The organism is Streptomyces camponoticapitis, from assembly GCF_014646115.1.
In the GTDB taxonomy this organism is placed as follows: domain Bacteria; phylum Actinomycetota; class Actinomycetes; order Streptomycetales; family Streptomycetaceae; genus Streptomyces; species Streptomyces camponoticapitis.
On the sequence record NZ_BMMV01000022.1, the window covers coordinates 22,313 to 46,257 of the forward strand.

19 protein-coding genes are annotated in these 23,945 nt (G+C 71.4%); 11 read left to right on the top strand and 8 right to left on the bottom strand.

Features of this window, described 5'->3' with window-relative positions; all coding sequences use genetic code 11:
- Window positions 1-6 precede the first annotated feature (6 nt).
- Entirely contained in the window at window positions 7-1,377 is a 1,371-nt protein-coding gene (locus IEY79_RS27830; RefSeq protein WP_189110378.1) for a glutamine synthetase family protein, read from the bottom strand.
- A gap of 77 nt (window positions 1,378-1,454) precedes the next feature.
- Between IEY79_RS27830 and IEY79_RS27835 the strand changes: the two genes are divergently transcribed.
- From IEY79_RS27835 to IEY79_RS27850, 4 genes are all read left to right on the top strand, one after another.
- Complete coding sequence (locus tag IEY79_RS27835) at window positions 1,455-2,207, top strand: FadR/GntR family transcriptional regulator (protein ID WP_229701186.1); 753 nt, start codon at window positions 1,455-1,457, stop codon at window positions 2,205-2,207.
- A gap of 161 nt (window positions 2,208-2,368) precedes the next feature.
- A complete protein-coding gene (gene eat, locus IEY79_RS27840; RefSeq protein ID WP_189110380.1) occupies window positions 2,369-3,886 on the top strand; it encodes an ethanolamine permease in 1,518 nt (505 codons plus the stop codon).
- 111 nt (window positions 3,887-3,997) lie between these two features.
- On the top strand, window positions 3,998-4,714 hold the full coding sequence (locus IEY79_RS27845) for a gamma-glutamyl-gamma-aminobutyrate hydrolase family protein (protein WP_189110381.1): 717 nt from the start codon (window positions 3,998-4,000) through the stop codon (window positions 4,712-4,714).
- A 111-nt stretch (window positions 4,715-4,825) separates the two neighbouring features.
- Window positions 4,826-6,292: an alkaline phosphatase PhoX gene (locus tag IEY79_RS27850; protein WP_189110382.1), complete on the top strand. Its 1,467-nt coding sequence runs from the start codon at window positions 4,826-4,828 to the stop codon at window positions 6,290-6,292.
- Between the two features lie 74 nt (window positions 6,293-6,366).
- Here the strand turns inward: IEY79_RS27850 and IEY79_RS27855 are convergent, their stop codons facing one another.
- Window positions 6,367-7,293, bottom strand: coding sequence for a LysR family transcriptional regulator (locus IEY79_RS27855; RefSeq protein ID WP_189110383.1), 927 nt, complete (start codon window positions 7,291-7,293; stop codon window positions 6,367-6,369).
- A gap of 109 nt (window positions 7,294-7,402) precedes the next feature.
- On the opposite strand from IEY79_RS27855, the gene IEY79_RS27860 reads away from it, so the two are divergent.
- Window positions 7,403-8,560 (top strand): TDT family transporter, encoded by a 1,158-nt coding sequence (locus IEY79_RS27860; RefSeq protein ID WP_229701192.1) that lies wholly within the window; start codon window positions 7,403-7,405, stop codon window positions 8,558-8,560.
- On the opposite strand, the gene IEY79_RS27865 is transcribed toward IEY79_RS27860, so the two are convergent.
- The 4 genes from IEY79_RS27865 to IEY79_RS27880 form a co-directional block, all read right to left on the bottom strand.
- Window positions 8,499-9,245 carry a helical backbone metal receptor gene (locus IEY79_RS27865; RefSeq protein WP_229701187.1) on the bottom strand — a complete coding sequence of 249 codons (747 nt, stop codon included), beginning with the start codon at window positions 9,243-9,245 and terminating at the stop codon, window positions 8,499-8,501. The two genes, IEY79_RS27860 and IEY79_RS27865, sit on opposite strands and share 62 nt — an antisense overlap.
- Entirely contained in the window at window positions 9,246-9,794 is a 549-nt protein-coding gene (locus tag IEY79_RS27870; RefSeq protein WP_189110385.1) for a helix-turn-helix domain-containing protein, read from the bottom strand. It lies immediately after the preceding gene.
- 271 nt (window positions 9,795-10,065) lie between these two features.
- Entirely contained in the window at window positions 10,066-12,687 is a 2,622-nt protein-coding gene (locus IEY79_RS27875) for an ABC transporter permease/substrate binding protein (RefSeq protein ID WP_189110386.1), read from the bottom strand.
- Window positions 12,680-13,846: a quaternary amine ABC transporter ATP-binding protein gene (locus tag IEY79_RS27880; protein ID WP_229701188.1), complete on the bottom strand. Its 1,167-nt coding sequence runs from the start codon at window positions 13,844-13,846 to the stop codon at window positions 12,680-12,682. Before IEY79_RS27880 ends, IEY79_RS27875 begins: the two co-directional genes overlap by 8 nt.
- A 296-nt stretch (window positions 13,847-14,142) precedes the next feature.
- On the opposite strand from IEY79_RS27880, the gene IEY79_RS27885 reads away from it, so the two are divergent.
- The 6 genes from IEY79_RS27885 to IEY79_RS27910 all read left to right on the top strand — a co-directional run bounded on the left by IEY79_RS27885 (window position 14,143) and on the right by IEY79_RS27910 (window position 20,055).
- Window positions 14,143-15,048, top strand: a complete 906-nt coding sequence (locus IEY79_RS27885; protein ID WP_189110492.1) for a 5'-3' exonuclease — start codon at window positions 14,143-14,145, stop codon at window positions 15,046-15,048.
- Window positions 15,049-15,162: 114 nt separating this feature from the next.
- Window positions 15,163-16,008 carry a siderophore-interacting protein gene (locus IEY79_RS27890; RefSeq protein WP_189110388.1) on the top strand — a complete coding sequence of 282 codons (846 nt, stop codon included), beginning with the start codon at window positions 15,163-15,165 and terminating at the stop codon, window positions 16,006-16,008.
- 289 nt (window positions 16,009-16,297) lie between these two features.
- Complete coding sequence (locus tag IEY79_RS27895) at window positions 16,298-16,882, top strand: sigma-70 family RNA polymerase sigma factor (RefSeq protein WP_189110389.1); 585 nt, start codon at window positions 16,298-16,300, stop codon at window positions 16,880-16,882.
- Window positions 16,879-17,637, top strand: coding sequence for an anti-sigma factor (locus IEY79_RS27900; protein WP_189110390.1), 759 nt, complete (start codon window positions 16,879-16,881; stop codon window positions 17,635-17,637). The genes IEY79_RS27895 and IEY79_RS27900 overlap by 4 nt, the downstream gene beginning before the upstream one ends.
- Before the next feature lie 144 nt (window positions 17,638-17,781).
- Window positions 17,782-19,362 carry a molybdopterin-dependent oxidoreductase gene (locus IEY79_RS27905; protein WP_229701193.1) on the top strand — a complete coding sequence of 527 codons (1,581 nt, stop codon included), beginning with the start codon at window positions 17,782-17,784 and terminating at the stop codon, window positions 19,360-19,362.
- Between the two features lie 48 nt (window positions 19,363-19,410).
- Entirely contained in the window at window positions 19,411-20,055 is a 645-nt protein-coding gene (locus IEY79_RS27910) for a fasciclin domain-containing protein (RefSeq protein WP_189110392.1), read from the top strand.
- An 81-nt stretch (window positions 20,056-20,136) separates the two neighbouring features.
- Here IEY79_RS27910 and IEY79_RS27915 read toward each other — a convergent pair whose 3' ends face one another.
- On the bottom strand, window positions 20,137-22,965 hold the full coding sequence (locus tag IEY79_RS27915; RefSeq protein WP_189110493.1) for a DEAD/DEAH box helicase: 2,829 nt from the start codon (window positions 22,963-22,965) through the stop codon (window positions 20,137-20,139).
- 45 nt (window positions 22,966-23,010) lie between these two features.
- A complete protein-coding gene (locus IEY79_RS27920) occupies window positions 23,011-23,943 on the bottom strand; it encodes a diacylglycerol kinase (protein ID WP_189110393.1) in 933 nt (310 codons plus the stop codon).
- Window positions 23,944-23,945 lie beyond the last annotated feature (2 nt).

The following is a 23,945-nucleotide window of genomic DNA, read 5'->3' on the forward strand; positions in this document are numbered from 1 at the left end:
GTTTCCTCACATGCGTTCGAAGGAGCGGCGGAGCTCCCAGTCGGTCACGGCTGCGTCGAACGCGGCCAGTTCGACACGCGCCAGATTGAGGTAGTGGGCGACGACCTCGTCCCCGAAGGCGGCCTTGGCGATGGGGCTGTGCTCCCAGAGGTCGGCGGCCTCGCGCAGGGTGGTGGGGACCTGCTCGTACTCGGAGGTGTAGGCGTTCCCGGCGCAGGGCTCGGGGAGTTCCAGCTCGTGCTCGATGCCGTAGAGGCCCGCCGCGACCAGGCCCGCGACAGCCAGGTGGGGGTTGACGTCGCCGCCGGGCAGCCGGTTCTCGAAGCGCATGGAGCGGCCGTGGCCGACGACCCGCAGGGAGCAGGTGCGGTTGTCGTTGCCCCACGCGACGGCGGTCGGGGCGAAGGAGCCGGGCGCGAAGCGCTTGTAGGAGTTGATGTTCGGCGCGTACAGGACGGAGAAGTCACGCAGCGCGGCGAGCTGGCCGGCCAGGAAGTGGCGCATCACGGGTGACATGCCGTGGGCATCGTCGCCCGCCATGACGTTCGTGCCGGGTTCGTCGGCGGACTGGAGCGAGAGATGGATGTGACAGGAGTTGCCCTCACGCTCGTTGTACTTGGCCATGAAGGTGAGCGAGACGCCCTCCTGCGAGGCGATCTCCTTGGCACCGGTCTTGTAGATGGCGTGCTGGTCGCAGGTGAGCAGGGCCTCGTCGTAACGGAAGACGATCTCGTGCTGGCCCGGATTGCACTCGCCCTTGGCCGATTCGACGGTCAGCCCGGCGGCGGTCATGTCGTTGCGGATCCGGCGCAGCAGCGGCTCGATACGGCCGGTGCCGAGGACGGAGTAGTCGATGTTGTACTGGTTCGCGGGCGTGAGGCCGCGGTAGCCGCTGTCCCAGGCCTGCTCGAAGGTGTCCTTGAAGACGATGAATTCGAGTTCGGTGCCGACGTGCGCGGTGTAGCCGCGCTCGGCGAGGCGCTCCAGCTGGCGGCGCAGGATCTGGCGGGGTGCGGCGACGACCGGCGAGCCGTCGTTCCAGGCGAGGTCGGCGATGAGCATCGCCGTGCCCTCGTTCCAGGGGACGCGGCGCAGTGTCGCGAGGTCGGGACGCATGGCGAAGTCGCCGTAGCCGTGGTCCCAGGAGGACATCGCGTAGCCGTCGACGGTGTTCAGCTCGACGTCGACGGCGAGGAGGTAGTTGCAGCCCTCGGTGCCGTGTTCCAGTACGTCTTCGAGGAAGAACGGCGCGGCGAACCGCTTGCCCTGGAGTCTGCCCTGCATGTCGGGGAAAGCCAGGACAACGGTGTCGATCTCGCCGCTCGCCACCAGGGCGCGGAGCTCCTCGACGGAGAGCGGGGGGGTGCGGTCTGCCACGGGACAATCCTCCATCGGCCAGCCGGGGACCTTAAGGTATTCCTCAAGACCATTGATTGGGAAGGGGAAACGGCGACGTGGCGAAGAAGGACGCGGCGAAGAAGGGTGGGCCGGCCGATCGGCTCACGCCCGTCCTGCGCCCCGTACGCGCGGGCAACGGATTCGAGGAGGCGCTGGAGCAGATCATGCAGGTGCTGCGCCTCGGCCTCGTCGCCGGCGGCGAACGGCTGCCCGCGGAGCGGGATCTGGCGGAGCGGCTGCGGATCAGCCGGGTCACGCTGCGCGAGGTGCTGAAGGTGCTGGCCGACGAGGGGCTGGTGGAGAGCCGGCGTGGGCGCTACGGCGGCACGTTCGTCCGGCGCCGGCCCGACACCCCGCCGCAGGGGGCCGAGGAGGAGCTGCGCCGCCGGGTCTCGGGGGTCGACATAGAGGACGTGCTGCGCTTCCGCGAGGTGCTCGAGGTCGGCGCGGCGGGGCTGTGCGCGGCGCACGGTCTGACCGAGGAGGGGGCGGCCCGGCTGCGTACGGCGCTCGCCGCCACGCACGACGCCCCGCTGGGCGACTACCGCCGCCGCGACACCCTGCTGCATCTGACGCTCGCGGAGCTGTCCGGCTCGGCGCGGCTGACCGAGAGTTATGTGTCGGTCCGCGCGACGGTCAACGATCTGCTGGACTGCATTCCGCTGCTGGTCCGGAACTTGGAGCACTCGCAGCAGCAGCACACCGCGCTGGTGGAGGCGGTCCTGGACGGCGACGCGGACGCGGCGCGCGAGGCGATGCGCGAGCACTGCGGCGGTACGGCGGCGCTGCTGCGGGGTTTCCTCAGCTGAGAGCGGGTAGCGAGGGGGATGGGCCTCGCGGGCCCCGGCCGCCGCGCCGTGCGGCCGTAACAGCCCCTTAACGCAGAGGGCTTGCGCCCGGGCGCAGGAGGCCGCAATGGTATGGCCTCACACCTTTGACCCGAGGCAGGAACCCGAGGCAGGAGCGGCTCATGGCCGAAGGCACGGACTCCCGTATCCCACCAGCCGATCCGTCACGGCCCTCCGGCCCGGCACCGGACGCCGCCGCGACCGACGGCGCCGCACCGGGCGGTCCCGCGACCGACGCGGACTATCTGCGGCGCCGCACACTGAAGCGCGGGAGCGCCGGCTGGCTGCTGCTGACCGGCCTCGGCGTCGCCTATGTCGTATCCGGGGACTTCTCCGGCTGGAACATCGGACTCTCCGAGGGCGGTTTCGGCGGACTCGCCATCGCGACCCTCCTGATGGGCGCCATGTACGCCTGTCTCGTCTTCTCGCTCGCCGAACTCTCCGCCATCCTGCCGACGGCGGGCGGCGGTTACGGCTTCGCCCGCCGTGCGCTCGGCACCTGGGGCGGCTTCCTGACCGGCACGGCCATCCTCATCGAGTACATCCTGGCGCCTGCCGCGATCTCCATCTTCATCGGTGACTACGTCGAGTCGCTGAACCTCTTCGGTCTGGACGCGGGCTGGCCGGTCTATCTCGCCTGCTTCGCCATCTTCATCGGCATCCACCTCTGGGGCGTCGGGGAGGCGCTGCGCTTCAGTCTGGTCGTGACGGCCATCGCCGTCGCCGCGCTGCTGATCTTCGCCGTGGGCGCCTTCGCCGACTTCGACAGCGGCAACCTCAACGACATCCCCGTCCAGGAGGACGCCTTCGGCTCCAACTCCTGGCTGCCGTACGGCCTGCTGGGCATCTGGGCCGCGTTCCCCTTCGGTATGTGGTTCTTCCTCGGTGTCGAGGGTGTGCCGCTGGCCGCCGAGGAGGCCAAGGACCCGGTGCGCTCGATGCCACGGGCGCTGTCGATCTCCATGGCCGTCCTCGCCCTGCTGGCCCTGATCACGTTCTTCGCCGCCACCGGGGCCCGGGGCTCGGCCGCCGTCCAGGAGGCGGGCAACCCGCTGGTCGTCGCGCTCCAGGGCGACGGTGAACCCACCGCGCTCAGCCGGTTCGTCAACTACGCGGGCCTCGCCGGTCTCGTCGCGTCCTTCTTCTCCCTCATCTACGCCGGTTCCCGGCAGCTGTTCGCGCTCTCCCGCGCCGGCTATCTGCCCCGCTTCCTCTCCCTGACCAGCAGCCGCAAGGCGCCCTACCTCGGTCTGCTGATCCCGGGCGCGATCGGCTTCGCCCTCGCCGCGGGCAGCGGCAACGGCGGGCGGATGCTGAACGTCGCCGTCTTCGGCGCGACCATCTCCTACGCCCTGATGGCCCTGTCCCATCTGGTGCTGCGGCGCCGCGAGCCCGGTCTGCACCGTCCGTACCGGACACCGGGCGGCATGCTGACCTCCGGAGTGGCCTTCGTCCTGGCTCTGTCGGCGCTGGTGGCGACGTTCCTGGTGGACAAGGACGCCGCGTTCATCGCGCTCGGCGTCTATGTCGTGGCACTCGCCTACTTCGCCTTCTACAGTCGGCACCGACTGGTCGCCGCCGCGCCCGAGGAGGAGTTCGCCGCGCTCGCGGCGGCGGAGGCCGAACTGGAACGGGACTGAGGAGCCCGTACGACGGATCACTTCCGGCGGCCCGCGTCCGACCGGCCGCACCCGGCACAGCACCACCACAGAACAGCGCCACAGCACAGCACCACCACGGAGGAACGTTCAGTGAAGCCGCTCATCGGCGTCAGCACGTATCTGGAGACGTCGGCCAAGTGGGGCGTCTGGGATCTGCCCGCGGCTCTGCTGCCCATGGGATATCCCCGGCTCGTCCAGCGCGCGGGCGGCGTGGCCGTCATGCTCCCGCCGGACGAGTCGGCCACCGCCGCCTCCGTGGTCGCCCGGCTCGACGGGCTGGTCGTCGCGGGCGGTCCGGATGTGGAGCCCGTACGGTACGGCGCCGAGCCCGACCCCCGTACGGGGCCGCCCGCCCGGGAGCGGGACGAGTGGGAACTGGCCCTGATCGAGGCGGCGTTGGCGTCCGGGACGCCACTGCTCGGGATCTGCCGGGGCATGCAGCTGCTGAACGTCGCCCTCGGCGGGACGCTCATGCAGCATCTGGAGGGCCACACGGCCGCGACGCTCGGCGTCTTCGGCGAGCACCCGGTGAAGCCGGTGCCGGGGACGCGGTACGGAGCCGTCGTGCCGGAGGAGTCGGACGTACCGTCCTCGCACCACCAGGCCGTGGACCGGCTGGGCGAGGGGCTGATCGTGTCGGCGTACGCGGGCGACGGGACCGTGGAGGCCGTGGAACTGGAGGACGGGCGCTGGGTGCTGGGGATCCAGTGGCATCCCGAGATGGGCGAGGACGTGCGCGTGATGGCGGCGCTGGTGACAGCGGCGCGCGAGTGGGGGCGGGTGGGCGCACGACAGCCCGGCCGGTGAGACAGCATGCGTTGATGGCGTCCCGTTCACCCGCCGTTCGCGGACGGAGGGAACCGTGACCCGGGCTCGGGTCACCTCGGCCGTCCTACCGCGCACCCCCAGGAGATGAACGTGCCCATCACCCGTAGAGACTTCTCCAAGACCTCAGCCGGCGCGGGGCTCACCCTCGTCGGTACCGCCGGTGTCCTCTCCACCGCCGGCGCGTACGCCTACGCGGACGAGAACGCGGACGCCGCCGCGGCCGGGGACCAGGAGCGGGAGGCCCGCTCCTCCCAGGCCCTGGGCGGCGGGACCGGGTACGGCCCCCTGATCGACGACCCGAACGGGCTGGTCGCGCTGCCCGCCGGGTTCTCGTACAAGGTCATCACCCACGCCGGTGTCACCAGGCTCGACAGTGGCGAGCCCACGCCGAACAGCCACGACGGCACGGCCACCTTCCCGGGCACCCGCGGCTCCACACTCCTGGTCACCAACCACGAACTCGGCGGCGACCGGGCCGAGGTCGACTTCCCCGTACCTCTCACGCCGGGGCTCGTGTACGACCCCGCAGCCCCCGGCGGCTGCACCGTCGTCGAGGTCTCCAAGCACGGCGAACGCGTCGCCGAGTGGGTCGGGATCGCCGGCACCCAGGAGAACTGCGCGGGCGGGCGCACCCCCTGGGGCACCTGGCTGACCTGCGAGGAGGACACCACCAGGGCCGGTGAGGACGGCATGACCAAGGACCACGGTTATGTCTTCGAGGTGGACCCGTACGACCGTCGCGCCAACCAGCACCCCAGGCCCGTCAAGGCGCTCGGCCGGTACGACCACGAGGCCGTCGTCGTCGACACCAGGCGCGGCCACCTGTATCTGACCGAGGACGCCGACGAGCCGAACGGCCTGCTGTACCGCTGGACACCGCCGAAGGGCTTCCGTCACGGCCGGGGCAAGCTTCGCGGGCTCTCCGACACCGCCGGAGTGCTGGAGGCCTTCAAGTGCTTCGACTCCCGGGGCGAATTCGTCGACGACCTCTCCCGCGCCACGAAGGCCGGCACCGTCTACGGCGTCGACTGGGTGACCGTGCCCGACCGCGACGCCAGGACCGTGCCGGTGCGCGAGCAGTTCACGGACACTCAGGTCACGCGGGCCCGCAAGCTGGAGGGCATGTGGTGGGCCGACGGCGGCGCGTACGTCGTCTCCTCCTACGCGCGTGAGGAGAGTCCCGTACAGCACGACGGCCAGGTGTGGTTCTACGACCCGGCCCGCCGCAAGCTGACCCTGAAGCTGATCCTGGGCGTCAACCAGGACCCGTCGAAGGACGGCGCCCTCGACGGCCCGGACAACATCACGGTCTCCCCGTACGGCGGTGTGATCCTGGCCGAGGACGGCGAGGGCGTCCAGCATCTGTTCGGCGCGACGGACGAGGGCAGGACGTACCCGATCGCCCGCAACGAACTGAACGAAGGCACCGCCGAGGAACCCGAGTACAGCGAGTTCGCCGGTGTGGTCTTCTCGCCCGACGGCAGGACGCTGTACGCGAGCATCCAGAGCCCCGGCATCCAGCTGGCCATCACCGGCCCCTGGCGCCACCAGCGCTGACGGTCCCCGCCGCGCACGGCCGCGCCCCGGTCCTCCGGGGCGTGGCCGTGGCCGTGGCCGTGGCCGTCACGAGGTCACCCCGGGGCCATGCGTGTCAGCCCCAGCAGGTCGCGGGCCGGTCCGCTCGGGCGGTGCCCCATGGGCCAGACGGCACGCAGCTCGCGCCGCAACCGGATGCCCGCCACCTCCACCTCCGTCAGCCGGCGCGATGCCAGCTCCTCCCTCACGGCGAGTTCGCTGAGCACCGAGGGCCCGGCTCCGCTCACCACCGCCGCCTTGACCGCCGTCGTCGAGGAAAGTTCGAGCAGCGGCTCGGCGGGACCTCCGTAGGAGGCGAGCGCCGCGTCGAGCACCTGCCGGGTGCCCGAGCCCTCCTCACGGAGGATCAGCGGGGCGGCGGCCAGTTCGGCGGGGGTCAGAGCCGTACGCCGGTCGCCCCACGGGTGCGCCGGCGCCACCACGACCACCAGCCGGTCGCGTCCGATCACGGTGCCGTCCAGCCCGCCGGGCACGGCCAGGCCCTCCACGAAGCCGATGTCCGCCTCGCCGCCGATCAGCCGCGCGGCGACGGCGCCCGAGTTTCCCGCCAGGAGCGAGACGGCCGTGTCCGGCCGGGCCGTGCGCAGCGCGATGAGCCAGCCGGGCAGCAGGTACTCCGCGATGGTCATGCTCGCCGCGACCCGCAGCCGTGAGTCGCGCCGGTCACGCAGCGCCTGCGCGCCCGCGTCGAACGCCTCGGCCGCCTCCATGATCCGACGCGCCCAGTCCGTGACGAGCGCGCCGGCGCCGGTGAGCCGGGAGCCGCTGGGCGACCGGTCGAAGAGGCTGACGCCGAGCTGCCGTTCGACGGACCGTATCCGGCTGCTCGCCGCCGGCTGGCTGATGCCCAGCTCCCGGGCGGCCCCGCCCATGCTGCCGTGCCGGGCGACCGCGATGAGCAGTTCCAGTGCGCCCAGCTCGGGCACCCGGTGGGCGAGGGTCGGAGCAGGCTCATCGGTCATATACGCAGGTTATGGCCTCATAGCATGAAGGGGCCTGGTGGGGAGGGCACGGAGCGAGGAGGGTGCGGGTATGCCCAGCCTCGCTCCGACCGCCCCCGCCGTCCCCACCATGGTGAACGCGCGGATGAAGCCGACCGCGCGGAAGGACCACCGGCGCTTCCCGGCGCTGCGCCATGTCGGACCCAACTGGTACGCGAGTGTGATGGGGACCGCGATCGTCGCGAGCGCGGGCGCCGCACTCCCCTGGGGCCCGTCCCCCGCCGCCGCGCCGCGCGCCTTCGGCGTCGCCGTGTGGGCGCTGTCGGCGCTGATGCTCCTGCTCGTCCTGGCCGCCCGCGCCGGGCACTGGATCCACCACCGGGACCGGGCACGGGCCCAGCTGCTCGACCCCGCCGTGGCACCTTTCCACGGATGCCTCGCGATGGCCCTGCTCGCGGTCGGCGGGGCCACCCTCGCCGTGGGCCGTCATGCCATCGGCGAGCGCGCGGCCGTGGCCGTGGACGCCGTGCTCTTCTCGGCCGGCACGCTCGCCGGCCTGGCGGCGGCGGTGGGCATCCCGTATCTGATGGTGGTCCGCCACCGCGTACGGCCCGCCGACGCGTCCCCGGTGTGGCTGCTGCCGGTGGTGGCACCCATGGTGTCGGCGGCCCTCGGCCCGGCGCTGATCCCGTATCTGCCCGCCGGGCAGTGGCGCGAGGCGCTGCTGCTTGGCTGTTACGCGCTGTTCGGCCTGAGCCTGCTCGCCACGCTCACCCTGCTGCCGCTGATCTTCGGCCGTCTGGTGGTCCTCGGTCCCCTGCCCGTCGCCCTGACGCCGGCGCTCTTCCTCGTACTCGGGCCGCTCGGGCAGTCCACGACGGCGGTCGGCCATCTCGCCGACGAGGCGCCCGGCGCGCTGGGCGCCTCGTCCCCGCACCTCTCGGCGCTGGACGCGTTCGCGGTGCTGTACGGCGTCCCGGTGCTGGGCTTCGCCCTGCTGTGGCTGGCCCTGGCGGTCGCGATGGTCGTACGTGCCGTACGGCGCGGGATGCCCTTCTCGATGACGTGGTGGGCCTTCACCTTCCCGGTCGGCACCTGTGCGACCGGCGCCGCCGGGCTGGCCCGTGCCACCGGTCTGACCGCCCTGACCTGGCTTGCGTTCGGCCTGTTCACCGTGCTGACAGCCGCGTGGGCGGTCGCCCTGACCCGTACGGTCCACGGTCTGGTCAGCGGAGTGCTGCTCGCAGCGCCGCCGGCGCCCCGGCCAGTGACGGTCCGTACCAGGTGAGGTACCGTCCGTCGACCAGCGCCGCCGGCAGCCCCGGGAAGGCCTCGGGGCCGTCCTCGGCGGTGAAGCGGTACGGCTCGTCGGGCAGGACGACCAGATCGGCCCCCGAGGCCCGCAGCTCGTCCAGCGGGACACGGGGGTAGCGCTCGGCCCGGTCGCCGTAGACGTTGTGCACGCCGAGCCTGGCGAGCAGATCGCCGGCGAAGGTGTCCCGCCCGAGCACCATCCACGGCCTGCGCCAGATCGGTACGACCGCCCGGCGCCCTCCTCCGTACGGAGGGGGCACCTCCGCCCAGGCGTCGCGGGCCTCGTCCAGCCAGCGCGGCACCGTGAGCCCGCAGCCGCTCACGAGCATCCGCTCCAGCTCCGCGAATGCCTGGTCGAGGTCGCGCACCTCGGTGACGAGGACCTCGATGCCCGCCGCCCGCAAGGCCGCCAGATCGGGCTCGCGGTTCTCCTCCTCGTTGGCGACGACGAGGTCGGGGCGGAGCGCCACGATCGCGGCGATGTCGGGATTCTTGGTCCCGCCGACGCGCACGACATCGAGACCGGCGGGGTGGACGCACCAGTCGGTGGCACCCACCAGCAGTCCGGGCCCGGTGACCGCGACGGCCTCGGTGAGCGAGGGGACGAGCGAGACGATCCGGCGGCTCCCGGGGCCTGTCCGCACGGCGGGGCCGGCCACTCAGCGCCGGGTGTCGAACGTCGCGTCGATGTGCTCGGCGACCGCGACGACCAGGATGCGGGTGCCGGGCTCGGTGGCGCGCCAGCGGTGCCTGACGCCTCCGGAGAGGTACAGCGTGTCGCCCCGCTCCAAACGGTAGGCCCGCCCTTCGGCCTCGACCTCCGCCGCACCGTCGGCGATGTACATGACCTCGTCGTTGCGGTGCTGGTACTCGCGCCCGGTGTCCTGCTCGCCGGTGTACTCCTTGGCATGCAGCTGGTGTCCGCCGCGCGCCACCCTGCGCACGCCGGGGCCGCCGTCGTGCGCCCGGACGACGTCGACGGTGCGCGCCGAGTCCGCGGCGGCGTGCAGCGCGGCGGTGGTGGTCTCCAGGGCTTCGGCGACCCGCTCCAGCGAGCGGGCGCTCGGCCGTGCGCGTTCGTTCTCGATCTGGCTGAGGAAGGGAACGGACAGCCCGCTGCGGTCGGCGACGGCCGCCAGCGTCAGCCCGAGGGACCTGCGCCGCCTTCGGACGGCAGCGCCCACCCTGAGCGCTTCCTTGTCGTCCATGTCTGGGCTCCCTCCGGCCGGATCGTCATCTTCTCAGAGTTGACGGCCGCGTAAGGGCGGTCTGTCTCACCCGCCGCCGATCCGTCCCGATCCGGTTACCGACCCGTAGGGCCACAGCTCCAACGTACGACGCTCAGCGCCGACCGCACCCCCGGAGCGCGATGGCGCGGAAAAACAGCGGGCGGGCACGGTCTCTCACAGTGCCCGCCCGCTACTTTCCGCCACCGCCGTCCGCCACTTCGCCTACGGCGAACCTTCTACGACCGGCGGCTCACTGCGGCGCGATCTGGTCCGCGATGCCCGGGTTCTTGTCCATCCAGGCCTTGACCGCCTCTTCCTCATGTCCTGTGCCGCGCTTCTGGATCTCGTTCTCCAGACCGGCGAGCTGCTGCTCGCTCAGCTTGAAGTTCTTGAACCACTTGGTCAGCTGCGGGTAGTTCTTGGGGAAGTCCTTGTTGGCCACGGTGCGGATCTCGTCGCCCTCGCCGAACGCCTTCTCGGGATCCTTCAGCTTGGTCAGCTTGTACTCGTTGTAGGCCCAGTGCGGGGTCCAGAGCATGACCGCGATCGGCTCCTTCTTGCCGTACGCCCGCTCCAGTTCGGCCAGCATGCCCGGCGTCGAGCTGTCGACGACCTTGTAGTCGCCGTCCAGTCCGTAGCCCGGCAGGACGTCGTTCTTGAGGATGTTCATGGTCTCGGTGCCTGGCTCGATACCGACGATCCGGCCCTTGAACTCGTCCTGACGGCCCTTCAGATCCTCCAGCGAGTCGACGCCCTTGACGTAACTGGGCACGGCGATCTCCAGGGACGTCGGCCCGTACCAGGAACCGAGGTCGGAGAGTTTGTCGCCGTACTTGTCCCAGTACTTCTTCTGGGTGTTGGGCAGCCAGCCGTCGAACTGGACGTCGATCTGCCCCCGGGAGAGCGCGGTGTACATCGGACCGACCTCGAACTGCTTGAGGTTCATCTTGTAGCCCCGGTCCTCCAGCACCGCCTTCCACAGATACGTGGCCGCGATGTCCTCCTCCCAGGGGAACCAGGCGACCTCGATGGGCCGTTCACGCTCGTCCTTGCCGTTCGCGCCCTTGCTGACACCGGAGACGGGGGTCCACTTGTCGGCCAGCCCGGGGTTGTCCTTCAGCCAGGCGCGTACGGCGTCCTGCTCCTTGCCCTTGCCGGCGCCCTGGATCTCCGCCTCGAGACTGGTGAGCTGATCCTCGGTCATCTCGAAGTTCTTGAGCCACTTGGCGACGCTCGGGTTGTCGGCGGAGAAGCCCTTGCGGGCCAGAGTGTGCACGCCGTCGCCCTTGCCCCAGGTCCCCTTGGGGTCCTTGAGCTTCTTCAGGTCGTAGGTGTTGTACGCCCAGTGCGGGGACCAGAGCGTGACGACGACCGGTTCCTTCTTCTCGTACGCGCGCTTCAGCTCGGCCAGCATGCCGGGTGTGGAGCCGTCGACGACCTTGTACTCGCCTTCGAGGCCGTACTCCCCCAGAACCTTGTCCTTGAGGATGCCCATCTCGCCCGCGCTGGGCTCGATGCCGATGATCCGGCCCTTGAACTGGTCCGCCTTGCCCTTGAGATCCGCCAGGGAGTCCACGCCCTTCACGTAACCGGGCACGGACAGCTCCAGGGACGTCTCGCCGTACCAGGAGCCCATGTCCTCCAGCTTGTCCTGGTACTTGGCCCAGTAGGTGGCGTGGGTGGTCGGCAGCCAGGAGTCGGTCTGGATGTCGATCTGGCCGTTCGCCTGGCCGGTGTAGAGCGCCCCGGCCTCGTACTGGGTGGCCTCGACCTCGTAGCCGCGCTGCTCCAACAGCTCCTTCCAGAGGAAGGTGGAGGCGATTCCCTCGTCCCAGGGGATGTAGCCCATGCTGATCTTCTTGCCCTGGCCGACATCGCCTCCGCTAGCGACCGTCGAGCTCTTGTCGCCGCCGAAGATGCTCATGCCGCCGGCGACGAGCGCCAGTACGACCACGCCGACGACGGCGACCGAGGGACGCGGACGGTGGTCCCAGATCTTGAACGAACCGCTCAGCGCACGCGCCTTGGCCAGCGCGCGGCGGCCCACCGGTGAGACGTGCCGGCCGAGCGCGCCGGTCATCCGGTCGAGGTACATCGCCAGGATGACGATGGAGACGCCCGCCTCGAAGCCGAGGCCGATGTCGACGTTGCCGATGGCGCGGTAGACGGCGCCGCCGAGGCCGCCGCCGCCGACCATGCCCGCGATGACGACCATCGAGAGGCCGAGCATGATCACCTGGTTGATACCGGCCATGATCGTGGGGAGCGCGAGCGGGAGCTGGACGCGCAACAGGGTGTTGCGCGGGCTGGTGCCGAACGCCTCGGCGGCCTCGACCAGTTCGGCGTCGACCTGCCGGATGCCCAGCTCGGTCATACGGACGCCGGGCGGCAGGGCGAAGATGATCGTGGCGATGATGCCGGGCACCACGCCGACGCCGAAGAAGATGATGCCGGGGATCAGATAGACCATCGCGGGCATCGTCTGCATGAAGTCGAGCACGGGCCGGATGACGGCGCTGACGGTGGCCGAGCGGGAGGCCCAGACACCGAGCGGCACCGCGACGACCAGGATGACGATCGTGGCGACGAGCACCAGCGAGAGCGTCGACATCGCGAGTTCCCACAGCTCGATCGAGTCGATGAGCGCGAACCCGGCGAAGGCGAGAACGGCGGCGAGCAGTCCGCGCAGCCACCAGGCGAGCACGGCCATGATGCCGGCGAGGACAAGCGGTTCGGGGCCGCTCAGCACCGCGTCGACGGCGTCGTACATACCGGTGACGAGCGAGCTGATGGCATCGAACAGCCAGGAGAGATGGCGCTGGAGGAAGTCGACCCCGCTGTCGACCCACTCGCCGAGCGGGAGCCTAGGCACTGGCCGCCTCCTTACCGAGGGACAGTGCCGGGGCGCCGCCGGTGACGGGCGCCGAGGCGTCCGCGGCCACGGACGCCGGCGCCTCGGCGGGCGTCATCGGCTCGCCGAGTACGGCGAGCAGCCTGGCGCGCGGCACGACCCCGACGAGCCGCCCCTCCTCGTCGACCACGGCCACCGGGACCGAGCTGGTCGAGCAGGGGGTGAACAGCTCGATGATCGGGGTGCTCGCGGTCACGGTGGCGGGCGCCGCCGCGAGCACGTCCTCGTCCGTACGCAGTTCCTGGCCGCCCTCCGTACGGAGGCCGTGGGCGGTGTCGGAGTCCGCCATGATCGCGCCGGCGGTCAGGACGCGCGAGCGGTCGACGTCCTGGGTGAAGGAGGCAACGTAGTCGTTGGCCGGGGTGACGAGGATGTCCTCGGCGGTGCCCATCTGGACGATCTCGCCGTCGCGCATCACGGCGATCCGGTCGCCGAGCCGCATGGCCTCGTTGAGGTCGTGGGTGATGAAGACGATGGTCTTCTTCAGCCGCTTCTGGAGTTCCAGGAGCTGGTCCTGCATGTCACGGCGGATCAGCGGGTCGAGCGCGCTGAAGGACTCGTCCATGAGCAGCAGATCCGCGTCGGTGGCCAGTGCGCGGGCCAGGCCCACACGCTGCTGCATACCGCCGGACAGCTCGTCGGGCCAGGCCTTCTCCCAGCCGGCCAGGCCCGCGAGCTCCAGCGCCTCGGTGGCGCGCTTGTTCCGTGCGGCACGTGGGACACCCTGGACCTCCAGTCCGTATCCCGCGTTCTCCAGCACGCTGCGGTGCGGGAAGAGCGCGAAGTGCTGGAAGACCATGCTGATCTTGGTGGAGCGCACCGTGCGCAGCTCGGCCGCGCTCAGGGCGGTCAGATCCTGGCCGTCGAAGAGCACCCGCCCGGCCGTCGGCTCCAGGAGTCCGTTGAGCATGCGCAGCAAGGTGGACTTGCCGGATCCGGAGAGTCCCATCACGACGAATATCTGACCGGGGTCGACGGAGAACGAGGCGTCGATCACCGCTGCGGTCGTACCTTCGGCGCGCAACTCCTCGCGGTCCGTGCCGCTTTCGAGCTTCTTCACCGCTTCATCGGGTCGTGCGCCGAATACCTTGTACAGGTGTTCCGCCTGCAGCCTGGACACATATACCTCACGCCGTCGAAATGAGAAACGGCCCGCCACCCCCGCCGGCGGGCCGTGGAGCGGCACGGGGTCTGCCCGTGGTGTCCGGCCGACGGTCTTCGGGAGTCCGTGTCCGGGTCCGCTCCGCATGCGCGCCTGCCCTGGTCCTCATGACCCAAACATTTATGTGGTCCACACCACTCGGCGCAGAGCCACGCAGGTCAGACCGGTACGGGCGTCGGGGCCGGGCGGGACCGGTCCACCGTCCCGGCGCTGTCAGTGACATGCGGCATCATCGGGGTGTGACGCGACGCCTGATGCTCCTCGACACCGCTTCCCTCTACTTCCGGGCCTATTTCGGGGTCCCCGACTCGGTGCGTGCCCCCGACGGCACACCCGTCAACGCGGTCCGGGGACTGCTCGACTTCATCGCCCGGCTCGTCCAGGACCATCACCCGGACGACCTCGTGGCCTGCTGGGACGACGACTGGCGGCCGCAGTGGCGGGTGGATCTGATCCCGTCGTACAAGGCGCATCGCGTGGCGGTGGAGAGGCCGGAGGGGCCCGACGAGGAGGAGACCCCGGACACGCTCGCCCCGCAGGTGCCGATCATCGAGGCGGTCCTGGACGCGCTGGGGATCGCCCGGGTCGGCGTGGCGGGTTACGAGGCGGACGATGTCATCGGCACCCTCACCGGCCGCGCCTCCGGCCCGGTGGATGTGATCACCGGCGACCGTGACCTGTATCAACTGGTGGACGACGCGCGCCAGGTGCGGGTGCTGTATCCGCTGAAGGGTGTGGGCTCGCTCCAGGTGACGGACGAGGCGTGGCTGCGCGAGAAGTACGGGGTCGACGGACCGGGCTATGTCGATCTGGCGCTGCTGCGCGGTGACCCGAGCGACGGGCTGCCGGGTGTGCCCGGAATCGGCGAGAAGACGGCGGCCAAGCTGCTCGACGCGTACGGCGATCTGGCGGGGATCATGGCGGCGGTGGACGATCCGCGGTCCGGGCTCACCCCCTCGCAGCGCAAGCGGCTGGACGAGGCCAGGGCCTATGTGGCGGTCGCGCCCAAGGTGGTGCGGGTCGCCGGGGACGTACCGCTGCCGGACTTCGACCCGGCGCTGCCCTCCGAGCCGCTCGACCCGGAGCTGGTGGAGGCGCTGGCCGCGCGGTGGGGTCTGAACAACGCCATGCACCGGCTGCTCACCACGCTCGGGAAGTGACGGAGGGACGCTTATACGCGCGCCCGTCGGCGGCGGAGTGTTAACTTAGGCATACCTAAGCACCGCACGACCGCCGAGCGGCGGTCGCGTGCCGCATGAGTCGAGGGAGACGCCGTGGCAGCACAGCCGGCCCGCAAGTCACCGAAGGTCCACGAGGCGCGGGTGATACGCACCCAGCGCATCACGCCGCACATGGTCCGCCTGGTCCTCGGCGGCGACGGACCCGCCGGGCTCCGGGCGGGCGAGTTCACCGACCACTACGTCAAGCTGCTGTTCGCGGCCGAGGGTGTCAGCTATCCCGAGCCGTTCGACATCGACCGGATCCGCGAGGACTTCCCGCGCGAACAGTGGCCCACCACCCGTACGTACACGGTGCGCGAGTGGAACCCGTCCGCCGGGGAGATCACGATCGACTTCGTGGTGCACGGCGACGAGGGCCTGGCGGGCCCCTGGGCGGCCGCCGCCCGGCCCGGCGAGACGGTGCGGTTCCTGGGCCCCGGCGGGTCGTACGCCCCGGACCCGGCCGCCGACTGGCATCTGTTCGTCGGTGACGAGAGCGCGCTTCCCGCGATCGCCGCGTCGGTCGAGCAGGCTCCCGAGGGCGCCAGGATCCATGTCTTCGTGGAGATCGAGGGCCCGGAGGAGGAGCAGAAGATCGCCGCTCCGGCCGGCGCGGAGATCGTCTGGCTGCACCGCGGGGGCCGTCCGGTCGGCGAGGCGCTGATCGCGGCCGTACGGGCGCTGGACTTCCCCGCCGGTGACGTGCACGCCTTCGTGCACGGCGAGGCCGGTTTCGTGAAGGAGCTGCGCCGTCATCTGCGGCACGACCGGCAGATCCCGCGGGAGCGGCTGTCGATCTCGGGCTACTGGCGGCTGGGCCAGAACGACGAGGCGTGGCGGGCGGTCAAGCGCGAGTGGAACCAGCAGGTGGAGCGCGAGCAGGAGACCCCGACGGTCTGACGACGGACTTCTGGTACGACCGGAAGATCCGGGCAGCCGAGCAGCAGGATGATCACGGACTGCAGGGGGCGGGTACGGCGGGGCCGTCGCGGCCCGGACGCCGACCCTGGGGGGCCGTCGATCCGTACGTCCCGGACGGCTTCGGTGCGAGCGAGCGGGACGCGGAGCGACCGGGTGGGCGACCGGACCAATCCGTCGCGGGACCGGCTCCGAAGAGAAGGGGAAGCCGTCCGGTGCGCCGGGATCGCATGCCCGCGCACACCCACTCGCACCGTGGAGGATCAGCCGCGTGAAACAAGCCGTGCATATCGGCGGTCCCGCTCCCGCCGGGCCGGACCTGCAGGAACTGCTGGGCCAGGTCGCCCGGGGCGACCAGGAGGCGTTCGCGCAGGTGTACGACCTGGTCTGCGGGCCCGTGCTCGGGCTCGTCCGCTCCGTCCTGCGCGATCCCGCCCAGTCCGAGGAGGTGACCCAGGAGGTCCTGCTGGAGGTCTGGCGCAGCGCCCCGCGCTTCCAGGCGTCCCGCGGCAGCGGCATGACCTGGGTGCTCACTCTCGCGCACCGGCGCGCGGTGGACCGGGTCCGCTCGGCGCAGGCGGCCAGTGACCGCGAGCAACGGGCGGCACGGCTGAACCGGACACCGGCCTTCGACGAGGTCACGGAGCAGGTCGAGTCCCGGCTGGAACGTGAACAGGTACGGCGCTGTGTACGTACCCTCACCGAACTCCAGCGCCAGTCGGTCACGTTGGCGTACTACCAGGGGCTCGCCTACCGGGAAGTGGCCGAACTGCTCTCCGTGCCGCTCGGCACGGTCAAGACACGACTGCGCGACGGACTCATCCGGCTGCGCGACTGCCTGGGGGTGAGCGCATGAGCGGCACGGCCGAACTTCACACGTTGACCGGCGCCTACGCGCTGCACGCCCTGGCGCCCGACGAGCGCGCCGAGTTCGAGAGGCATCTGGAGCAGTGCCCGGCCTGTGAGCGGGAGGTCCGCGAACTGACCGCCACCACCACGCGGCTGGGGCTCGCCGTGTCCGTGACACCACCCCCCGAGCTCAGGGATCTGGTGCTGCGGCGGATCGCCACCGAACGCCAGGAGCCGCCCAGGGTCGCGCGGGAGGCCCGGGGCGCCGGAGGCGGCGGCGCCAGGGGACGCGCGCTGTCACGCTTCGCGCTGGCCGCCTGCCTCGCCGCGGCCGCCGCCTTCGGCGGAATCGCCGTGTGGCAGCACCAGGAGGCCGAGGACGCCCGTGCGGGGGCGTCGGAATCGCGGCGGGCGTCCGAGGCGCTGGCCGCGGTACTCGCGGCGCCGGACGCCCAGATCCGTACGGGCGGGCTGACCGAGGGAGCGACCGGCACGGTCGTCGTGTCGCGCACGCGGGACAAGGCGGCCTTCATCGCTTCGGGCCTGCCGAAACCGCCCGGCGGCAAGGTGTACCAGCTCTGGTTCGACGACGGCGGCACGATGCGCGACGCGGGGCTCATCCCCTCCTCCGCCCCCACCGCCCCGGTGCTGATGGCGGGTTCCGTCGGGGCGGCGTCGGGCCTGGGCATCACGGTCGAACCGGCGGGCGGCTCCGCGCGGCCGACCTCCGACCCGGTGGCGCTGATGGATCTCCCGGCCTGATCCGCCGGGCGGTCCCGTCGATCCCCCGGCATTCGGACCAATCCGGCCCGCGTCCCGCACCGAATGCCGGGTGTGAGCGAAGACCGGAGAGACCCGAGCGGCGAGAGCGGCGAGAGCGGCCAACTGCCGCGTGGCGTACGAGTGGTGCGCGGCGCGCTGGCCGCCCTCGGCGGGCTGATCGCCGGGCTGGTGGCGCTCTGCGTCGCCGAGTTGGTCTCGGCGGCCGTACGGCCTGAGGCGGGGCCGGTCACCGCGGTGGGCGGTGCGGTCATCGCCCGCACACCCGCAGCGGTGAAGGACTTCGCCGTCCGGAACTTCGGGACCGATGACAAGCTGGTGCTGCGACTGGGCATCCTGGCCCTCCTGGCGCTCTTCGCCATGGCGGTCGGAGTGGCCTCGCTGCGGTACCGCGGGGTCGGCCCCGCGGCGGTCCTGGTCTTCGGAGCGATCGGGGCACTGGCGGCGGTGGAACGGCCCGACGGCCGCCTCGCCGACGCGCTGCCCTCGGTCGTGGGTGGTCTGGTGGCCTGCGGTGTGCTGTATCTGCTGTCCGGCCGGCTCGCCTTCCGCCCGTCCTCCCCCAGGGATCGGGGAAGGGACGGGACCACGGCGGAACCGGTGACGAGCGCGGGAGGCTTCGACCGTCGCGGATTCGTCGTCGCGGCGACGGCCGCCGCGGTGGCATCGGCCGGAGCGGGCGTCCTCGGCCGGCGGCTGAACGCGTCGGGGGCGGCCGAGGCGGCGGCCTCCCGGCGGACGATCGTCCTGCCCGCCCCCTCCTCACCGGCCCCGCGCACACCCGCGGGAGCGGCACTGAACGTCCGCGGCCTGGCGCCCTTCACCACACCCGACAAGGACTTCTACCGGGTGGACACCGCCCTGGTGGTGCCGCGGGTCGACGCCGACAGCTGGCGTCTGCGTATCCACGGCCAAGGCGTCGCCCGCCCGCTCACCGTCAGCTTCCGGGATCTCCTCCAACGGGACCTGGTCGAGCGGGACATCACGCTGACCTGTGTCTCCAACGAGGTCGGCGGCCCGTACGTCGGCAACGCCCGCTGGATCGGCGTCCCGCTGGCCGGTCTGCTGGCCGAGGCGGGCGTGCGACCCCCGTCGAGGGGCGGTCCCGCCGACCAGTTGGTGTCCCGCTCGGTGGACGGCATGACCATCGGCACCCCGGTCGAGGTGGTCATGGACGGACGTGACGCGCTGCTCGCGGTGGGCATGAACGGCGAACCCCTGCCGTTCGACCACGGCTTCCCGGTCCGGATGGTCGTCCCCGGCCTGTACGGATACGTGTCGGCGTGCAAATGGCTGGAAGACCTCGAACTGACCACGTTCGCCGACTACGACGCCTACTGGGTCAAGCGCTCCTGGTCCCGCGAGGCGCCTGTCAAGACCCAGTCCCGGATCGACACTCCGCGCCCCTTCGCCTCGCCGAAGGCGGGCCCGGTGCCCGTCGCCGGAGTGGCGTGGGCACAGCACCGCGGCATCGACCGGGTCGAGGTACGCGTCGACGGCGGCGAGTGGAACCGGGCCGAGCTCGCCGCCGAGGACAGCGAGGACACCTGGCGGCAGTGGACGTGGATGTGGGCCGCCACCTCCGGCGACCACACCCTCGAAGTCCGCGCGACCGACCGGGACGGCGACACCCAGACGGACAAGCGCGCCGGGACCGTACCCGACGGCGCGACCGGCCGGCACTCGGTGGTGGTCGCCGTCGACTGAGCCCTCTCCGCCCCCGTATCAACAGCACCACTTTTCAAGGAGATTGACATGAAGATCACCCGTTTCCAGCGTGCCGCCGTCACCGTTGTCGCCGCCGTCGCCCTGCCGCTGGCGCTGACGTCGTGTTCGAGCGACGAGAAGGACACCAAGGCGGAGTCCTCGTCCGCCGCCGAGGACAAGGCGGACGAGACGCCCGACGCCTCGGCGGGCGACACCACGGACGCACCGTTCGGTCCGGCCTGCGCCTCGGTGCCGAAGACGGGTCCCGGCAGCTTCGACGGCATGGGCCGGGCCCCCGTCGCGACGGCCGCGTCCAACAACCCGGAGCTCTCCACCCTCGTCACCGCGGTCCAGAAGGCGGGCCTGGTCGACACCCTCAACACCGCCCAGAACATCACGGTGTTCGCCCCCACCAACGACGCCTTCGCCAAGCTCCCGAAGGCCGACCTGGACGCGGTCCTCGCCGACAAGGCCATGCTCACCAAGATCCTCACCTACCACGTGGTGGGCGAGAAGCTGGCGAAGCGGCAGCTGGTGAGCGGCACTTACCCCACCCTCCAGAAGAGCACCCTCACCACGTCGGGCTCCGACGACTCCTACAAGGTGAACGACGCGGCCGCGGTGGTCTGCGGCGACGTCCCGACGGCCAACGCGACGGTGCACATCATCGACACGGTACTGATGCCGAAGTAGCCCCATATCCAGGGGAGTTGTCGGGCTCCCCACGGCCGAAGGGCCCGGACACCAGGTGTCCGGGCCCTTCGTGGACCGCCGTCACCCCACCGAGCTGTACGCCACCACCCCGCGCAGCACCGCGTCGACCGCCTTGCGGGCGTTCTTCGCGACCGTGCTGTTCTCGCGGGGCGCCGCGGCGGCGATCTGCCCGAGGACGTCGATCACCTGCTTGCACCAGCGGACGAAGTCGCCCGCCGGCATCTCGGCGTCGCGCAGCACCTCGTCGAGTCCCTTGCCCGACGCCCACATGTGCACGGGCCAGGCGAAGCCGAGGTCGGGCTCGCGCTGGCCGACGCCCTCCGCCTGGTTGATCTTGAAGTCCTCCTCCAGCGCGTCGAGCCGGCCCCAGATACGGACCATCTCGCCGAGCGCGGCCTTCGCCGCGCCGCTGGGCAGCCGGGGCGCCACCGCGTCGTCCGACTGGCGCGCCTCGAAGACCAACGCCGAGACGCACGCGGCCAGTTCCGCCGGGGAGAGCCCCTCCCAGACACCCTCGCGCAGGCATTCGCTGGCCAGCAGGTCCAGTTCGCCGTAGAGCCGCGCGAGCCGCCTGCCGTTGCCCGTGACCTCGTCGGCGCGCAGATAGTCCATCTCGGTGAGGAGGGCGACGATACGGTCGAAGGTGCGGGCGATGGTGTTCGTCCGGCCCTCGATCCGCCGCTCCAGCTGCCGGGTGTCCCGCTGCAGCCGGTGGTAGCGCTCGGCCCAGCGCGCGTGGTCCTCGCGCTCGTCGCAGCCGTGGCACGGGTGCGCGCGCAGCTCCGTGCGCAGCCGGGAGATCTCGCGGTCGTCGGCGGCCGGCGCCCGCCCCTTGCGGTGCCGCTCCGGCACGATGTGACCGGCCTTGGAGCGCAGCGCGGACGCCAGATCGCGACGCGACTGCGGCGAGCGCTGGTTGAAGCTCTTCGGGATCCGCATCCGCTCCAACGCCTCGACCGGCACCGGGAAGTCCATCGAGGCGAGCCGCTTGACCTGCCGCTCGGCGGTCAGGACCAGCGGCCTCGGGCCGTCGTGATACTCCACGCCCCGGTGTCCGTTGGCCCGCCCGGCGGGCAGCCCGGGGTCGAGCACCAGCGCGAGCCCGGCGAACTTGCCGGTCGGGACATGGATGACATCGCCGGGCTTGAGCTTCTCCAGCGAGGAGGCCGCGGCGGCCCGCCGCTGCACGGCGCCCTGCTTGGCCAGCTCCGTCTCGCGGTCCTTGAGGTCGCGGCGCAGCCGCGCGTACTCCTCGAAGTTCCCCAAGTGGCAGGTCATGCCCTCCCGGTAGCCCTCCATCCCCTCTTCGTTCTTCTGGACCTGCCGGGAGATCCCCACCACCGACTTGTCCGCCTGGAACTGCGCGAACGAGGTCTCCAGCAGCTCGCGCGAGCGGTGACGGCCGAACTGCTGCACCAGATTGACCGCCATGTTGTACGACGGCCGGAAGCTGGAGCGCAGCGGATACGTGCGGGTGCCCGCGAGGCCCGCGAGCGCGCCCGGGTCCATGCCCCGCTGCCAGAGCACCACCGCGTGGCCCTCGACATCGATGCCACGGCGTCCGGCGCGCCCGGTCAGCTGGGTGTACTCACCGGGCGTGATGTCGGCGTGCTGCTCGCCGTTCCACTTGACGAGCTTCTCCAGGACGACGGACCTGGCCGGCATGTTGATGCCGAGCGCCAGGGTCTCCGTGGCGAACACGGCCTTGACCAGACCTCGGACGAACAGCTCCTCGACGACTTCCTTGAATGTGGGCAGCATGCCGGCGTGATGCGCGGCGATGCCCCGCTCCAGGCCCTCCAGCCACTCGTAGTACCCCAGCACATGCAGGTCCTCGGTGGGGATGGACGCGGTGCGCTCCTCCACGATCTCGCGGACCCGTGCGCGCCTGCTGTCGTCGTTGAGCCGCAGCCCGGCGTGCAGGCACTGCTGTACGGCGGCCTCGCAGCCGGCCCGGCTGAAGATGAAGGTGATGGCGGGCAGCAGGTCCTCGGCGTCGAGCCGCTCGATCACCTCGGGCCTGCCCGGCGTCCAGATCCGGCTCCGCTGCCGGCGCTCGCGCTCCCGGTCCGCCTCCCGGACCATCTTGCCGCGACGGCGGTCGCGCGGGTTGTACGTTTTCTGGTTCTCCATCCGGGCCAGCCGGACGAGGTCGGGGTTGACCTCGCGGCGGGCCCCGCCCCGGCCGCCGTGGTCGGTGCTCTCCTCGAAAAGGTCGTACATCCGGCGGCCCGCGAAGACGTGCTGCCACAGCGGCACGGGGCGGTGCTCGGAGACGATCACCTCGGTGCTGCCACGGACGGTGTCCAGCCAGTCACCGAACTCCTCGGCGTTCGAGACCGTCGCCGACAGCGACACCAGGGTCACGGACTCGGGGAGGTGGATGATCACCTCTTCCCAGACGGCGCCCCGGAAGCGGTCGGAGAGGTAGTGCACCTCGTCCATCACGACATAGCCGAGCCCGGACAGCGACTGGGAGCCCGCGTAGAGCATGTTGCGCAGGACCTCGGTGGTCATGACGACCACCGGGGCGTCGGAATTGACGCTGTTGTCGCCGGTGAGCAGCCCGACCTTGTCCGCGCCGTAGCGTTTCACCAGGTCCGCGTACTTCTGGTTGGACAGTGCCTTGATGGGAGTGGTGTAGAAGCACTTGCGCCCCTCGGCGAGGGCCAGGTGCACGGCGAACTCGCCGACGATCGTCTTGCCGGAGCCGGTCGGCGCGGCGACCAGGACGCCCTTGCCGGACTCCAGCGCCCGGCACGCCTCGATCTGGAACGGATCGAGGCCGAAGTCGTACATCTCGCGGAACGGAGCGAGTGCGGTGGCCTGCTCGGCTGCCCGGGTCCGAGCGGCGGCGTAACGCTCGGCCGGTGTGAGGTCCTCTGTCATCTTGCTCACGAGCCTACCCGTCACCTCTGACAGTCAGCGCGATCTTTACTGGCGAGGGAGCGCGGCCCCTGCGCGGCCCGGCACCGGGCAGCGGCCGAGCACCCGTACGGCCCCGGCGACGCACTCGGCGGTCAGCGGCAGCGGGCCGAGCGGCTCCCCGTCGGCGTAGCCGGTGAGGCCGGGCGCGGCAAGGATGATCCTCGCGGTGCGGTGGACGGTGACCTTGGGGTGGCTGAGGTGTGTGCCCCGGTAGACCTTCGGGAAGACCTTCAGCAGCGTGGCGCGCCCGCAGTCCCCGACGACCGTCACGTCGAAGAGCCCGTCGTCCATGGCGGCGTCCGCGCAGATCCGCATGCCGCCTCCGTAGGAGGGGCCGTTCCCGACGGCGATCAGGGTGGCCTCGATCTCCCGCTCGATGCCGTCGTCCAGGGTCATGCGGTACGGGACGGGCCTGAAGGCGGCCAGTTCGGCCACCATCGCCAGGTCGTACTTGAGACGGCCGTTCGGCCGGCGCATACGGTTGCCGCGGTCGTTGACCCGGGAGTCGAAACCGGAGGCCAGGACGGTCCCGAACCAGCGGTCCCCGACCCGCCCCAGGTCCAGCTCCCGGATGCCGTCGTTCTTGAGCGCGTCGGCCGCGATCCGGCCCGCCTCGGCGGGGTCCCGGAGCGGCAGGCCGAGCGCCCGGCCGAAGTCGTTGCCCGTGCCGGCGGCGACGACGCCGAGCGGGGTGTCCGTACCGGCCACGGCCTGGAGGGCGAGGGAGACCAGACCGTCCCCGCCGACGGCGATCAGGGCGCCGGTTCCGGCCGCGACGGCCTCCCGTGCGCGCCGCAGCGCGTCGTCCGCGTCGCCACCGAGCACCGTACGGACGGAGTATCCGGCGTCCCGGAGCGCGCGGGCGGCCGGCTGGGCGGCACGGGCGCCCCTGCCGCGGCCCGCGGTGGGATTGACGAAGAGGCTGATCTCGGCGGTCACGG

Coding starts and splice junctions, on each gene's coding strand:
- eat (WP_189110380.1), top strand. CDS start 2,369: ATGGCCGAAGGCACGGACTCCCGTATCCCACCAGCCGATCCGTCACGG.
- IEY79_RS27855 (WP_189110383.1), bottom strand. CDS start 7,293: ATGACCGATGAGCCTGCTCCGACCCTCGCCCACCGGGTGCCCGAGCTG.
- IEY79_RS27860 (WP_229701192.1), top strand. CDS start 7,403: ATGGTGAACGCGCGGATGAAGCCGACCGCGCGGAAGGACCACCGGCGC.
- IEY79_RS27870 (WP_189110385.1), bottom strand. CDS start 9,794: ATGGACGACAAGGAAGCGCTCAGGGTGGGCGCTGCCGTCCGAAGGCGG.
- IEY79_RS27885 (WP_189110492.1), top strand. CDS start 14,143: ATGCTCCTCGACACCGCTTCCCTCTACTTCCGGGCCTATTTCGGGGTC.
- IEY79_RS27900 (WP_189110390.1), top strand. CDS start 16,879: ATGAGCGGCACGGCCGAACTTCACACGTTGACCGGCGCCTACGCGCTG.
- IEY79_RS27910 (WP_189110392.1), top strand. CDS start 19,411: ATGAAGATCACCCGTTTCCAGCGTGCCGCCGTCACCGTTGTCGCCGCC.
- IEY79_RS27915 (WP_189110493.1), bottom strand. CDS start 22,965: ATGACAGAGGACCTCACACCGGCCGAGCGTTACGCCGCCGCTCGGACC.